We start from the raw sequence: 14,223 nt of genomic DNA on the forward strand, positions 1-14,223 counted from the left end.
TGGGCGCGCCGGCGGTGGTCCGGTCGGGATCTCCCCCGGTCAGCCGACGAGGGTCCCGGGGCGGCGGTCCGCCCAGGGCAGCGCCCGTTCCAGGTCGGCGGCCAGCGCGAGCAGCGTCGCCTCGCCCGTGTAGGGCGCGACGAGCTGGACGCCGACCGGCCAGCCCTCCGCCGAGGTCCCCAGCGGCAGCGAGATCGCCGGGTTCCCCGTCATGTTCGACAGGGCGGTGAACCCGGCGGTGCTGAAGATCCGGTCGTACCAGCCGCGGGCACCGAGGGACGCGTCGTCGGCGTCCAGGTGCCCGGCCGCGGTGTTGGGGACGTTCATGGTCGGCGTCAGGATCAGGTCGTAGGTGCGGTGGAAGTCCGCGACGGTCCGGCGGACGGCGTTGACGACCCGGTCGGCGGCGAAGAGGTCCGCGGCACGCAGCGTGCGGCCGTGCTCGACGCAGGCGAGCGTCGTGGCCTCCAGGTGCTCCGGGCCGGGGGTGAGGTCGAGGGCCTCGGCGAGGCCGTCGACGCCGTCGGCGAGGAACGCGGTCCAGGCGATGAAGTTGGCGTCGTCGAACGCCGCACCGTCGAACTGCGGCGCCGCCCGTTCGACGTGGTGGCCCAGCTCCTCCAGCACCCGGCCGGCGGCCTCGGTCGCCTCGACGCAGCTCGCGTCCACCGGTCCGCCACCGGAGAAGGGGGCGGTGTGCAGCGCGATCCGCAGCGGGCGGCTGCCGGCTCGGGCCTCGTCGGCGTAGGGGCGGACGGGGCCGGGCAACGCGTGGCGGTCGCCCGGCTCGTGGCCGTGGACGGCGTCGAGGACGGCGGCGCAGTCGCGCACCGTCCGGGTCAGGACGAACTCCACCCCCATTCCGAGGAGCGGGTCGGCGTGGTCCGGGCCGGGTGAGGTGCGGCCCTGGCTGGGCTTGAGCCCGACCAGTCCGCACGCGGCGGCGGGGATCCGGATCGAGCCACCACCGTCGTTGGCGTGCGCGACCGGCAGGGCTCGGGCGGCGACCAGGGCCGCCGAACCGCCGCTCGACCCGCCGGGGCTGCGGGACAGGTCCCACGGGTTGCGGACCGAGCCGGTGGCGACGGCCTCGGTGTTGGCGTTGAAGCCGAGCTCCGGGGTCGCGGTCAGCCCGAGTGTGGCGAACCCGGCGCGGCGGAAGCGCGCCACGAGGTGGGTGTCGGTCGGCATCGGGACGCCGTCGCCGAGCAGGCGGGTACCGGACCGGGTCGGGACGCCCGCCGCGTGCGCGATCAGGTCCTTCAACCCGAAGGGGACCCCGGCGAACGGCCCGTCCGCGGCGTGGTCGAGCGGCCTGGCGAACGGACCGTCGACGAGCCCGTTCACCGCGGGCTGGACCGCAGCGAGTGCCTCGGTCGCGGTCCGTGCGACCTCCTCGGCGGTCACCTCGCCGTCGCGGATCAGCGCTGCGAGGGCGGTGGCGTCGAGCTCGGCGTACTCACCGGGTTCCATGGTTCCTCCTGCCGTGGGGTGGGCGAACCGTAGGCGGGCGACCGGCTGCGGGAATCGGTCGATTGACGGATCCCGCGTGCCCGTTAGCGTGCTGGGGCATGACCGCGCTGGCGACGGCACGCGAGCTGGGCGCCTTCCTCCGCCGCAACGGTGGCCGGACCCCGGGCTCGGCCGCGGTCGTGCTCGACGGGCTGGCGGCGCTGGTGTCGTCGGACTGCGCCGCGCTGTCGGTGTGGGACCCGGCGCTGGGCCGCCACCGCGCCCTGGCCTCGACCTACCCGTCCGACCTGACCGGCTTCATCGACCACGCCATGCACACCGACCCGCTGTTCGTCACGGTCCGTCGTGGCCGGGTCCCGGTCCGGGTCCGCGACCTGCCCGTGGCCCGACGGCGCGGCCGGATCTTCGACGCGGTCATCGGCCCGAACGGGTTCCGCGACGGCATCACGCAGTGCCTGTTCGCCGCGGACGGCCGCTACGTGGGGATGGTGAACGCCAGCACGCTCGGCACCCGCCATCCCGACGACGACGCCGTCGCCCTGCTCACGCTGCTCGGCTCCGACCTCGCCGCCTCCCTGGACCCGGTGCCGCGGCTGCAGCTCTGCACGGCCGGTCTCGGCGACGACGACCGGGAGGGCCTGCTGCTCCGCCCCGACGGTCGCGTCGTCGCGCTGACCTCCCGGGCCCGGGTGGGTCTCCTGGAGCCGCCGGCACCGCTGCACGGGGCCGCCCGGCGCCTGCACGGCGGACCGGCCCACCACCTGGTGGTGCACGGCGGCACCGTGCACGACGTCGGTCTCCACCGCGCCGAGACCGGTGTGGTGGTCGTCCACCGCGAGGTCGCGGCGCCCGCCGGGCTGACGGTGCGGGAACTGGAGGTGCTCGCCCGGGTGGCCGAGGGACTGAGCAACGGCGGGATCGGGGCGGTGCTGGGCATCGGGCCGCGGACCGTCGCGACGCACGTCGAACACGTGCTCGCCAAGTCCGGGTGCCGCAACCGGGCCGCCGCGGCGGCCACGGCGGCGAGGTGGGGGCTGCTCGTCTGACCCGCGTCGACCGCCGAACGGCTCCGCGGACCCCGGCCGGGCCGGGAGCCGGACGACGGTGTCGCGCCGCGGAGATGAGTGGCGCACGTCCGGACGAGGTCGGCTAGATTTTCCACGGCCACCCGACGGGGCCGAGGAGGTGGTTCATGCGCGGCGACGACGACGCGGTCGAGAGCACGCGGTCCGACCTCGTCCACGCCGCGATGGCGGCCCACGACTGGTCCTCCCACCCGCTCGGCCCGCCCGAGCGCTGGTCACCGGACCTGCGCAGCGTCGTCCGGATGCTGCTCGACTCCCGGTTCTCGATGTGGATGGCGTGGGGCCCGGACCTCACGATGTTCTACAACGACGCCTACCGGCGCGACACGCTGCGCGACAAGCACCCGTGGGCGCTCGGCCGATCCGCGCGCGAGGTCTGGGCCGAGGTCTGGGACGACGTCAGCCCGCTGATCGGGTCGGTGCTCGCCGGCGGTGGGGCCACCTGGGACGAGGACCTCCTGCTGTTCCTCGAACGCAGCGGCTACCCCGAGGAGACCTACCACACCTTCTCCTACAGCCCGCTGCACGAGGACGGCGTCGTCGCCGGGATGCTGTGCGTGGTCACCGAGAACACCGACCGCGTGCTCAGCGAACGCCGCATGCAGACGCTGCGCGAACTCGCCGCCGACCTGGGGCCGACCCGCACCGGGGCGCAGGCGTACGCCGCGGTCGGGCGTGCGCTGGCCGGCAACCCGCAGGACGTGCCGTTCGGGCTGGTCTACGAGTTCACCGAGGACGGCGGGACCCGGCTCGCCGGCTCCACGGGCATCGCGGCCGACGCTCCCGGTGCCGACCCGGCGTCCTGGCCGCTCGACCCGGTGCGCGGGGGCGGCACCGCGGTCCTCGAGGACCTGGCCTCCCGCATGCCGGGCCTGCCCCACGGCGCCTGGGACCGGCCGCCGTCGCACGCCGTGCTGGTCCCGCTCGCCGGGGCGCAGGGCGAGACCAGGATCCGGGGGGCGCTGGTCGTCGGGCTGAACCCGTTCCGGACCTTCGACGAGCGCTACCGGGCGTTCGTCGACCTCCTGGCGGGCCAGGTCGGGGCCGCGCTGGTCGCCGCGGGCGCCTACGAGGCCGAGCGCGAGCGGGCCGAGGCGCTCGCCGAGCTCGACCGCGCCAAGACCGACTTCTTCTCGAACGTCAGCCACGAGTTCCGCACGCCCCTGACGCTGATCATGGGACCGGTCGAGCAGCTGCGCGACGACCCGCCGGGGCCCGACCGGCTCGCCGCGGAGCTCGACGTCGTGCACCGCAACGCGCTGCGCCTCGGACGGCTGGTCACCACGCTGCTCGACTTCTCCCGGCTGCAGGCCGGACGGCTGCGCGCCACGTTCGAGCCGACCGACCTCGCCGCCTTCACCACCGAGCTGACCAGCCTGTTCCGGTCGGCGATGGAGCGCGCCGGGCTGGACTACACGGTGGACTGCCCGCCGCTGCCCGGGCCGGTCCACGTCGACCGGGAGTCCTGGGAGAAGGTCGTCCTCAACCTGCTGTCCAACGCGCTGAAGTTCACCCTGGACGGCCGCGTCGCGGTCGCCCTGCGCGCCGACGGCGACGACGCGGTCGAGCTGACCGTCGCCGACACCGGGGCCGGGATCGCGGCCGAGGAGCTGCCCCGGCTGTTCGAGCGGTTCCACCGCATCGCCGGCGCCCGCGCCCGCTCGACCGAGGGGTCGGGCATCGGGCTCGCCATGACCCGAGAGCTGGTCACCCTGCACGGGGGGACGATCACCGCGGCGAGCACCGCGGGCGCGGGCACCACGTTCACCGTCCGGATCCCGACCGGCACCGCCCACCTCGACCCGGACCGCGTCACCGACACGGCGTCGGGCGGCGCACCGACCGCCACCTCGGAGGCGTTCGTCGGCGAGGCGCTGCGCTGGCTGCCCGGACCGGCACCGGCGCCCGTCGTCGTCGACGGGACGGGCCCGGGTGCACCGGCCTCGGCGGGCCGGATCCTCGTCGCCGACGACAACGCCGACATGCGCGAGTACCTGCAGCGGCTGCTGGCCGACCGCTACGAGGTCCAGCTCGCCGAGGACGGGAAGGCCGCGCTGACCGCGGCCCGGGAACGCCCGCCGGACCTGGTCGTCACCGACATCATGATGCCGGTCCTCGACGGCATGGAGCTGCTCGCGGCGCTGCGCGGCGACCGTCGTACGGCCGGGGTGCCCGTCCTGCTGCTCTCCGCCCGGGCCGGTGAGGAGGCCGCGATCGAGGGCCTCGGCGCCGGCGCGGACGACTACCTGGTCAAGCCCTTCTCCGCAGCCGAGCTCGTGGCCCGGGTCAACGCCCACCTGAAGCTGGGCCGGGTCCGCCGCGACGCCGAGGCCCGGTTCACCGCCATGGCCGACCTGGCCCCGGCCCTGATCTGGGTCGCGGACCCGGACGGCGCGCGGACCTACGTGAACTCCGGCTGGCAGGAGTTCACCGGCCGCGACGTCCCCGCGGACCTCGGCGACGGCTGGACCGACGGGCTGCACCCCCAGGACCGGCAGCGCTACCGCGACCGCGTGACCCCGGCGCTCGCGTCCGGGACGGGCTGGCAGATCGAGTACCGGCTCCGCCGCGCCGACGGCGCCTTCCGCTGGATCCTCGAGCACGCCGTCCCGCTGCACACCGGCACCGACGGGACGGTCACCGGCTGGGTGGGCAGCGGCACCGACATCAACGTCCGGTACCGCGAGTCCGAACGCCAGACGCTGCTCGCCCGGCTCAGCCGGGAGCTGGACGGCTCCGACGGCGTCGACGACCGGCTGCGGCGGCTGACCGCGCTGCTCGTCGAGACCCGGCTGGCCGACGTGTGCACGGTCCGCCGCGTCGACGACGCCGGGCAGCTCGTCCGCGTCGCCCGGTACGGTCCGGACGCCGCGACCGGGGAGGCGCTCGACGAGCGCCCCGCCGAGACCTCGTTCGGCCTCCGGGTCCTCGACACCGGCGCCGCCGTCCTGTGGGACGACACCGCCCCCGGCGCGACGGTCCCCGGCTCCTCGATCCCCGCACGCTCCGCGGTCGGGGTGCCGCTGTCCGCGCGCGGCCGGACGCTGGCCGTCCTGGTGCTGGTCCGGGGCCCGCGGACCACGCCGTACACCCCTGACGACATCGAGCTCGTCACCGAGCTCGCCGACCGGGCCGCGCTCGCGCTCGACAACGCGCTGCTGCTCGCGGACGAGCGGGCCAACGCCGACCGGCTGGCGCTGCTGCAGCGGGCCACCGCGCAGCTGTCGGCCGCCGCCGACCCGACCGAGGTCGCCCGGACCGTCGTCACCCACCTGACGGCGCTGCTCGGCACCTGCCGGATCGCGGTCTACGAGCTCGACCCGGCCGGGCAGCAGCTGCGGGCACTGGCCCTGCACGGCGTCACCGACCCGCAGGCGTGGCGCGAGGTGCCGCTGACCTCGCCGGTGCCGGCGGCGGTGACCGCCCGCCAGGCCCGCGCGCTGTGGCTGGAACCGGGCACCGACTGGCGGGAGCGCCACCCGGAGACCGCCACCCTGCTCGACGGCCTCGGCCACGCGACCCTCTTCACCCTCCCGCTGGTCACCGCCGCCCGCACCGTCGGCGTCATCGCGGTCGCGTTCGGGACGCCGCGCCCGCTGACCCCGAACGAGCGCGCCACCCTGCTCGCCCTGACCGACCCGGCCGCGCAGGCGCTCGAACGCGCCCGGCTCTACCGCGCCGAGCGGGAGGTCGCCCACACCCTGCAGCGCACGCTGCTGCCCACCCGGCTGCCCGACCTCGACACCGTGGAGATCGCGGTGCGCTACCAGGCCGGCGCCGCGGGCACCGAGGCCGGCGGCGACTGGTACGACGTCGTCGACCTCGGCGACGGGCGGATCGGGCTGTCGGTGGGTGACGTCGTCGGACAGGGCGTCGCGGCGGCCGCGGTGATGGCCCAGCTGCGCACCGTGCTCTCCGGGGCCGTCCGGCAGGGCCGCGACCCCGCGTCCGCGCTGGAGCTGCTCGACGAGTTCGCGACCTGGATCCCCGGTGCCCGCTACTCGACGGCGGCCTGCGTGGTCGTCGACCCCGGCCGCGGGGAGCTGCGCTGGGCGCGGGCCGGGCACCTGCCCGTGCTGGTCGTCGACGAGAACGGCAGCCGTTACCTCGCGGGCGGCCACAACCCCGTCCTCGGCGTCCGCGGCCGGCCGCCCTTCGGCGAGGGCGTCGCCCCGATCGCGGCCGGGCAGACGCTGGTCCTCTACACCGACGGGCTCGTCGAGCGCCGCGGCGAGGTCGTCGACGAGGGGCTGGACCGGCTGGCCCGGATCGCCGCCGAGGTCGCGGGGCTGCCGCCCGAGCAGTTCGCCGACCAGATCGTCGGCCGGGCCCTGGCCGGGGCCGCCCACACCGACGACGCCGCGCTGGTCTGCGTCCGCGTCCTCCCGCCCGACATCGACCTCACCGTCCCCGGGTCCGCCCGGGAGCTGCCGGCGATGCGCCGCCGGGTCCGGCGCTGGGCCGGCCATGTGGGCCTGGCCGAGGACCTCGGCGACGACCTGGTCCGAGCGATCGACGAGGCCGCCGCCAACAGCGTCGAGCACGGCTACGCCGAGTTCGACCCGCCCGGCGAGGTGCACCTGCGTCTCGGCTACACCCCGCACGACGGCGTCCGGGCCCGGGTCGCCGACACCGGCCGCTGGCGGCCGCCGCCGCCCGACCCCGGCTACCGCGGACGCGGCCTGCAGATGATCCGCGCCATCGCCACCACCGCCGAGATCGACACGGCGGGCGGGGGCACCGTGGTGCGCATGCAGATCACCCCGGACCCGCGCACGCCCGCCGTGGCGCAGCACCCCGCGCCGCCCGTACGGCCCTCCCCCGGACGCCGGCGCACCGAGCTGCACGACGACGGCCGCAGCGGCGACGCCCGCCGCCTCACCCTGGCCGGCGACCTCGACCTCGCCGGGGCAGCCGAGATCCGCGACCGGCTCCTGGAGCTGGTCACCGCCGGGCCGGTGCTCCTCGTCCTCGACGGACCGACCTACGTCGCGAGCAACGGCGCCGCCCTGCTCGCCGAGGCCGCCGACCGGGCGGGCGCCCGCGGGCACCGGCTGCGGGTCGAGGTGCCGCCGGGTCCGGCGCGGCACGCGCTGGAGCTCTCCGGGCTGCTCACGCTCCTGGGGTGAGGGCCCGGCGGCCCGGCACACAGCTGCCTGCCGAGCCGCCGCGAGCCGGTCAGCGGCAGACCACGTCGTCGGGCGGGAGTGTCCCGTCGACCAGGTACGACGTCGTGACCCCCAGCGCGCACGGGGTGTTCCCGACGCCGGCGTAGACGCCGTGGCCGCTCCCGTTCTCGACGACGAGCCGGGCCCGGTCGCCGAACTTCTCCCGGAGGAGCTCACCGCCGCGCAGCGGGGTGACCGGGTCGTGGCGGTTCTGCACGATCAGCACGTTCGCCGGGCCCTCGTCGAGCACACGGACCGGCGGCTCGGCCGGCTCGTACGGCCAGAAGGCGCAGGGCAGCACGTTCGCGCTCGCCGCGCCGTACACGGGGAACCGCTCGCGGTCCTGCGCCACCGCCCGCTGGTAGGCCGCGACGTCCCGCGGCCAGGCGACGTCGTTGCAGGTGGTGGCGAGGAACGCCGTGTACGCGTTGTCCTGCGGCGACGGGCCCGCGGGCGGTGCCGGGGCGGGCGGCGCGTCGCCGGACAGCAGCGACTGCCAGGCCGCGGCGGTGCTGCCGTAGAGGGTCGGGCCGTACAGACCGACGAAGGTGGCGGCCCGGAACACCCGCCCGTCGACCCCGGCCGACGGCCGGTCGTCGAGCCGCGCGGCGAGCCGGAGATAGGTCTCCCGCACCTCCTCCGGGGTGGCGCCCAGCCCGTAGGTGTCGTGCCGGTCGGCGGCCCAGCGGGCGAAGTCCCCGAAGGTCTCCTCGGCGCCGAGTGCGTAGCGGCGGATGCCGTCGGGGTCGAGGTGGGTGTCACCGACGTTGCTGTCGAGCACGACGCGGTCGGAGCGGTCGGGGAACAGGGAGGCGTAGGCCGCCCCGAGCGCCGACCCGTAGGAGAAGCCGAGGAAGCTCGCCTTCTCCTCGCCGAGCGCGGCCCGGATCCGGTCCATGTCCCGGGCGACGTTGGCGGTCGTGACGTGCCGCAGGTGCCCGTTGCGGTCGTTCACCGCGCACCGCTGCGCCACCTCCCGCGCGACCTCGGCCGTCCGCAGGACCGCCGCGTCGTCGGCGGCGTACGGCGGGATGTTGCCGATGTAGTCCAGGTCGGCGCCGCCCCCGCCGGCCGGAACAGGCGCATCCGGGCGTCGTCGTCGAGCCGCAGGACGGCCGCGAGCGCCTCCAGCACCGTCGCCTACGCGGTCGACACCTCCCCCGAGATCGACGTCGACGAGATCCTCGTCCGGCCGGTCCGGCAGCGCTGAGCGCCGGCCGGGCCGCCTCCTGAGGAGGCTCCCGGCCGGGCTGCGACCGGGCGTGGGTGTGCGGGGCGGCGACCGGTGTGCCACATTACGGGGGCGTGACCGTGCCGTCCCGTGGTGCGGTCCCGGCCGTTCCCGCACCGGCCAGGTCGCGTGGTCGCTGTCCTGGCGGCTCGTTCCGACGCGTGAGCCGTGCGGTCGTGAGGACCGCTCGTCCCGTGTCCCGAGGGTCGACCGGAGAGCACGCATGACGACGTCCCCGCCCACCGGCACGTCCCCCCGTCGTACCCGTCCGACGACGGCGGGCGGGTTCGGCGAGCTGGCCGCCCTGGTGTCCGGGGCGGGTCTGCTGCAGGAGGCCCGCCGCACCTACCTGCTCCTGTTCGCGGCGAACGCGGTCCTGCTCGCGGGCGGCCTCACGGTGTTCGTGTGGCTCGGCCCGTCCTGGTGGCAGCTGCTGCTGGCGGTGTTCTTCGCGGTCGTGACCACGCAGCTGGCCTTCATCGGCCACGACGCGGGCCACCGTCAGATCTTCGCCGGCCGGCGTGCCAACGACGTCGTCGGCTACCTGCACGGCGGGCTGGTCGGGCTGAGCTACGGTGCCTGGGTCACCCAGCACACCGCGCACCACGCCCATCCCAACCACGCCGACGACGACCCGGACATCGACATCCCGGTGCTCGCCTTCAGCCCCGAGCAGGCCGCCGCCACGCGGGGCCCCGTCCGTTGGATGGTCGGCCACCAGGCGTACCTGTTCCTCCCGCTGCTGTTCCTGGAGGGGTGGAGCCTGCACCTCACCGCCGTCCGGGCGATCCTGCGCCGAGAGGTCCCCCGCCCGCGGCTGGAGGCGGCGTTGCTCGTCGCGCACGCCGTCGGGTACCTGGGGGCGGTGTTCTGGGTCCTCGCGCCGGTGCAGGCCGTCGCGTTCGTCGTCGTGCACCAGGGGCTCTGGGGCGTGTACATGGGCCTGGCGTTCGCTCCGAACCACAAGGGGATGCCGGTCATCCCGGCGGGCCGTCGACTGGACCACCTGCACAAGCAGGTGCTGACCTCGCGCAACGTGCTCGGCGGCCGGGTGCTCGACGTCGCGCTGGGCGGCCTGAACTACCAGATCGAGCACCACCTGTTCCCCCGCATGCCGCGCCCGCACCTGCGCCGCGCTCAGCCGATCGTGCAGGAGTTCTGCACCACCCACGGCCTGCCCTACACCCGGACCGGTCCCCTGCGTTCCTACGCCGAGGTCCTCCGTCACCTGCACGAGGTCGGCGCCCCGCTGCGGCGCCCCACCGGGCCACCGGCCGGCTGACCCGTCCCCGGGTCCGCTCGGGGCGACAACCCCGAAGGAGAACCACCAGCATGGACGACCCGACCCCCTCGACCGCCTCCGACCACACCCCGGACGAGCTGTGCCCGGTCTGCCCGCACCCCTGGGAGGACCACGACGCGATCGACCGGAGGTTCTGCTCGGCGAAGATCGCGGGTGGGTCCTCGCAGGGGTGCGTCTGCGCGAAGGGGTGACCGCACCGCGCCGTACCGCCGCCGGGGCGGGGTGACTACGTCGTCGCCACCAGCAGCTGCTGCCCCAGCGCCCGCAGCGGGTCCGTGTCACCGGGCAGCGCCGCGACCGGCCGCAGACCGGCGGCGGCGAGCTCGGCCCACCACTGCCGTTCGGTCAGGAAGATCCGGTCGGTGCCGGCGCGCAGGTCCCCGCTGCCCGCGGCGGCCGCGCCCGGACGCGCGGACATGAGGAACTGCATCGACACCAGCGCCGGGAGGTGCTCGCGGGTCGACTCGACCAGGGCGAGCACCCCGCCGGGGGCCAGTACCCCGCGGACGGCGGCGAGCGTCGCGCGGACGTCGACGGCGTTGTGCAGGACGTTCGCCGCGACGACGAGGTCGTGGCGGCCGTCGTGGGCGGCCAGGTCGGTGGTGACGTCGAGCAGCGCGGTCCGCACCCCGGGGAACCGGGTCGCGGCCAGGTCGAGGAAGAACCGTGAGACGTCGGTGAACAGGTAGTCGACCGGCGCCTCCCCCAGGCCGTCGAGGACGGCGCGGGTGCTGCCGCCGACGCCACCCCCCAGCTCCAGGACGCGCAGCGGCTCCGCCCGGGTCCGTGCGGTGGTCGCGGCGAGGTGGGCCAGCGCCCCGTTGAGGTAGGTGTTGATCGTGTTGTCCTGGTAGCTCGCCAGGGCGGTGGCGATCTCGCCGTCGGGGAACAGCAGCGCCTGCAGCGGCACCTCGTCGCGCAGCAGCGCGGGCAGGTGGGCCATGGCGGCGGCGAAGAACTCGACCATCGCGGGCGGGTAGCCCAGGTCGGTGCACGCCGCGTGCAGCGCGCCGTCCGGCTGCGGCCCGGGGTCGCCGTGCGCGGCGAGCTCGGCCCGCCACCGCCGCACCAGCCACGCGTGCCGCGGGGCGACGTCGGGGTCCCCGGCGTCGAGCACCGAGGCCATGGCACGCAGCGCGACGGCGTCGAGCCGGGCGACCGCGTCGGCAGGGCCCGCGTCGCCGGCCGGTGCGCCGCCGGGCAGCGCGGCCAGGCCCGCCGCGTCGGCCGCGGCGACGTCGTCCGGCCCGGCGACGGGCAGCAGGACCGTCGCGTCGGTGCCGGTGAGACGCCGCGCGAGCGGCCCGACCCGGCTCCGCACGAACGCGGGGAACGGCTCGTGGGCCCGGCCCGGGCCGGCCAGCCCGGCGGCGGGCCGGGCGGCCGCGGCGGCGGGCCGGGCGACCGCCAGCAGCTCGGGGTCGTCCGGGTCGAGGAGGACGGCGGCGTCGTGACCGGCGAGGTCGGTGCGCAGCCGGGCCGCGGTGACCGCGTGCGGGCCGGGACGCAGCAACGCGTTGGGGATGCCGCGCAGCAGGACCGGCTCCGCCCCGGCCAACGGGTCGCCGGTCCAGTCCAGGACCTGCGGGACCGGCGAGGGTCCGGCGTCGACGTGCAGGACGGCGTCGAACCGGTGGCGCGACAGCTCGGTGTCGTCGGTGAGGGTCTTGGCGTGCACGGCGACGGCGATCCGGCGCCCGCCCGCGAGGGCCGCCGTGGCGAGGGCGGCCGGGTCGACCAGCAGCTCACGGTCCGTCGCGGCGCGCTCGGCGACGGTGCGCGCCAGGGCGTCGTCGTCGGGGGCGGGCCCGGTGGCGGTGACGGTCTCCCGCCAGTGCCGCAGGTGCAGGCCCGCGTGCCGCACGTCGCCGACGACGACCGTCCCCCCGGCCGCGACGACCGCGGTCGCGGTACGGAGCACCTCGGTCAGGTAGGCGAGGTCGGGGAAGCACTGCGTCACCGAGTTGATCACCACGCAGTCCGGTGCCCGCCCGCCGAGCGCCTCCCGGACGGCGGCCGAGCCGGCCTCGTGCGCGGCGCCCCGCACGACCCGCACCCCGGGCGCGGCGGCGGCGCGGTGCCGGTCGACGACGTCGCCCGCGATGTCGGTGCCGACGTAGGCCTCGACGTGCGGGGCGATCCGCTCCAGCAGCATCCCCGTGCCGCAGCCCAGCTCCAGCACCCGGCGCGGGCGCGCGGCGAGCACGAGCTCGGCCGTGCGGTCGGCCCACTCCCCCATGTGCGCGGCGGGCAGCGGCGCACCGGTCCCCGAGGCCCGCCAGCCGGCCAGCGGCGACGGGTCGGAGTAGGTCCAGTCGTAGACCTCGGTCCAGTGCTCGCGGTGCTCGACGACGAGCGCGCCGTCCGGCGGGACGAGCGCGGCCGGGTCGACGACGACCCGGGTCAGGTCCTCGTCCCGGGTGATGCGCGCGATCCAGGGGTGGGTCGGGTCGGCGGTGGGTTCGGTGCGCACCGGGCGGTTCCTCTCGGTCTGGGTGACGGGGTCGGGGCGGGGTCGACGAGGTCGACGACGTGGTCGGCGCGTTCGACCAGCGCGCGGTCGTGGGTGGTGGCGAGCACGGCGAGGCCGTCGGCCCGGGCGGCGTCGAGCAGGTCGAGGACGGCGGCCGTGGTCGCCGCGTCCAGCGCGGAGGTCGGCTCGTCGGCGAGCAGGACCGCGGGCCGCACGGCCAGCGCACGGGCCAGCGCGACCCGTTGCCGCTGCCCGCCCGACAGCGCCGCCGGGCGCCGTCCCGCCACGTCGGGCGGCAGGCCGACCGCGCCCAGCAGCCGGACCGCCTCGGCGCGGGCGACGGCGGCGGGCATGCCGTGGAGCCGGCGCAGCGGGCGGGCGACGGCGGCCCCCGCGGTGCGGGCCGGATTGAGCTCGTGGACGGGGTGCTGCCCGACCAGCGCGACGACGCCCGGGTGTGCGGTCACCCACCGGCCACGGCGTGGCGGAACCGGCCAGTGCGAGGGTGCCCCCGGTGACCGGCCGCACCCCGGCCAGTGCCCGGAGCAGGGTGGTCTTGCCGCAGCCGGACGGCCCGGTGACCACGGTCAGCCCGCCGGGCCGCACGGGAACGTCCACGTCCGCGGCGGCCCCGGGGACGGCCGTGGTGACGTGCCGCGCGTCGAGGACCGGCACCGCGGTGGGCGACGGCGGCGTTCCGGCCCGGGACGGCGGCGGACCGGCCGGGGCCGGCGGCGGCGCGGGGGCGCCCACCCGCACGACCCGGTCGGCGACCGCGGCGACGGCCGGGTCGTGGGTGACGACGAGGGTGACGCCGCCGCGGGCGCGCAGCAGCTCGACGACGACGGCGGTCGCGGCGGGGTCGAGGCCCGCGGTGGGCTCGTCGAGCACGAGCAGGGCGGGGTCGCCGGCCAGCGCCCTGGCGAGCGCGACCCGGCGGGCCTGGCCCCCGGAGAGCCGGTCGGGCCGCAGCCCCCCGACGGCCCCCGGGTCGAGGCCGACCGCACGCAGCGCCGCGTCCGGGTCGGGACGGGCAGCTGGGCCCGGCGTCGCGCAGCGGGTGCAGCGCCGGGTCCTGCCCCAGCAGCCCGAGCGTGCGCCGTCGCCAGCGGCGTCCCCGGGGCAGCGGAGCGCCTTCCCAGCCGACACCTCCCGAGACGGCGCGCAGGCCCCCCGGCAGGGTGCCCAGGACCGCGTGCAGCAGCGTGGTCTTGCCGCTCCCCGACGAGCCGACGACGGCGACGACCTCCCCGGGGTGCGCGTCGAGGTCGGGGCCGTCGAGGACGACGCGCCCGTCGGGATCGAGGACGCGCAGCCCGCGCACGGTGAGCCCGGGGCCGGTCTGCACCGGGCCGCCGGGGACCCGCGTCGTACCGGTGCGTGCGGGCACGAGCCGCAGCGACACCACGGCCAGCACCGTCGCGCGACCGCACCGAGCGCGACGGCCGGGGCGAGCACCGCGCCGGGTTCACGGTCAGCCCCGGCAGGTT

General features: G+C 76.8%; 9 protein-coding genes and 2 pseudogenes. 5 read left to right on the forward strand and 6 right to left on the reverse strand.

The features are described 5' to 3' along the window. Positions 1–39: 39 nt before the first annotated feature. The gene (locus KPF22_RS19965; protein WP_208825661.1) at positions 40–1,473 is read right to left on the reverse strand and encodes an amidase; all 1,434 of its coding nucleotides are present in this window, start codon (positions 1,471–1,473) and stop codon (positions 40–42) included. 98 nt (positions 1,474–1,571) lie between these two features. Between KPF22_RS19965 and KPF22_RS19970 the strand changes: the two genes are divergently transcribed. Together KPF22_RS19970 and KPF22_RS19975 are read left to right on the forward strand one after the other, a co-directional pair. Beyond that, a complete protein-coding gene (locus KPF22_RS19970; RefSeq protein WP_208825658.1) occupies positions 1,572–2,519 on the forward strand; it encodes a helix-turn-helix transcriptional regulator in 948 nt (315 codons plus the stop codon). Positions 2,520–2,665: 146 nt separating this feature from the next. Then, positions 2,666–7,687: a SpoIIE family protein phosphatase gene (locus KPF22_RS19975; protein ID WP_224402945.1), complete on the forward strand. Its 5,022-nt coding sequence runs from the start codon at positions 2,666–2,668 to the stop codon at positions 7,685–7,687. Positions 7,688–7,736: 49 nt separating this feature from the next. Here the strand turns inward: KPF22_RS19975 and KPF22_RS19980 are convergent, their stop codons facing one another. Then, positions 7,737–8,681 carry an alpha/beta hydrolase gene (locus tag KPF22_RS19980; RefSeq protein ID WP_224400897.1) on the reverse strand — a complete coding sequence of 315 codons (945 nt, stop codon included), beginning with the start codon at positions 8,679–8,681 and terminating at the stop codon, positions 7,737–7,739. Between KPF22_RS19980 and KPF22_RS33230 the strand changes: the two genes are divergently transcribed. From KPF22_RS33230 to KPF22_RS19995, 3 genes are all read left to right on the forward strand, one after another. Then, positions 8,661–8,936 (forward strand): hypothetical protein, encoded by a 276-nt coding sequence (locus KPF22_RS33230; protein WP_224400896.1) that lies wholly within the window; start codon positions 8,661–8,663, stop codon positions 8,934–8,936. The genes KPF22_RS19980 and KPF22_RS33230 overlap by 21 nt on opposite strands. Before the next feature lie 244 nt (positions 8,937–9,180). Further along, positions 9,181–10,239: an acyl-CoA desaturase gene (locus tag KPF22_RS19990; protein WP_224400895.1), complete on the forward strand. Its 1,059-nt coding sequence runs from the start codon at positions 9,181–9,183 to the stop codon at positions 10,237–10,239. Between the two features lie 50 nt (positions 10,240–10,289). Further along, the gene (locus tag KPF22_RS19995; protein ID WP_224400894.1) at positions 10,290–10,451 is read left to right on the forward strand and encodes an RGCVC family protein; all 162 of its coding nucleotides are present in this window, start codon (positions 10,290–10,292) and stop codon (positions 10,449–10,451) included. A gap of 35 nt (positions 10,452–10,486) precedes the next feature. On the opposite strand, the gene KPF22_RS20000 is transcribed toward KPF22_RS19995, so the two are convergent. The 4 genes and pseudogenes from KPF22_RS20000 to KPF22_RS33650 form a co-directional block, all read right to left on the reverse strand. Next, positions 10,487–12,733, reverse strand: a complete 2,247-nt coding sequence (locus KPF22_RS20000; RefSeq protein WP_224400893.1) for a methyltransferase — start codon at positions 12,731–12,733, stop codon at positions 10,487–10,489. Next, the gene (locus KPF22_RS32220) at positions 12,664–13,200 is read right to left on the reverse strand and encodes an ATP-binding cassette domain-containing protein (RefSeq protein WP_308010439.1); all 537 of its coding nucleotides are present in this window, start codon (positions 13,198–13,200) and stop codon (positions 12,664–12,666) included. The genes KPF22_RS20000 and KPF22_RS32220 overlap by 70 nt, the downstream gene beginning before the upstream one ends. Positions 13,201–13,231: 31 nt before the next feature. Next, positions 13,232–13,882, reverse strand: a pseudogene (locus tag KPF22_RS33645) (ATP-binding cassette domain-containing protein); the annotation flags it as partial. Continuing rightward, positions 13,851–14,150: pseudogene (locus KPF22_RS33650) on the reverse strand (ATP-binding cassette domain-containing protein); the annotation flags it as partial. The pseudogenes KPF22_RS33645 and KPF22_RS33650, both read right to left, overlap by 32 nt. Between the last annotated feature and the right edge of the window lie 73 nt (positions 14,151–14,223).

This window comes from Pseudonocardia sp. ICBG1034 (assembly GCF_020131375.1).
GTDB lineage: Bacteria > Actinomycetota > Actinomycetes > Mycobacteriales > Pseudonocardiaceae > Pseudonocardia > Pseudonocardia alni.

Bases quoted from the DNA above. Each gene is read 5' to 3' on its own strand.
- KPF22_RS19995 (WP_224400894.1), top strand. From the start codon at position 10,290: ATGGACGACCCGACCCCCTCGACCGCCTCCGACCACACCCCGGACGAG.
- KPF22_RS19965 (WP_208825661.1), bottom strand. From the start codon at position 1,473: ATGGAACCCGGTGAGTACGCCGAGCTCGACGCCACCGCCCTCGCAGCG.
- KPF22_RS19990 (WP_224400895.1), top strand. From the start codon at position 9,181: ATGACGACGTCCCCGCCCACCGGCACGTCCCCCCGTCGTACCCGTCCG.
- KPF22_RS19970 (WP_208825658.1), top strand. From the start codon at position 1,572: ATGACCGCGCTGGCGACGGCACGCGAGCTGGGCGCCTTCCTCCGCCGC.
- KPF22_RS19975 (WP_224402945.1), top strand. From the start codon at position 2,666: ATGCGCGGCGACGACGACGCGGTCGAGAGCACGCGGTCCGACCTCGTC.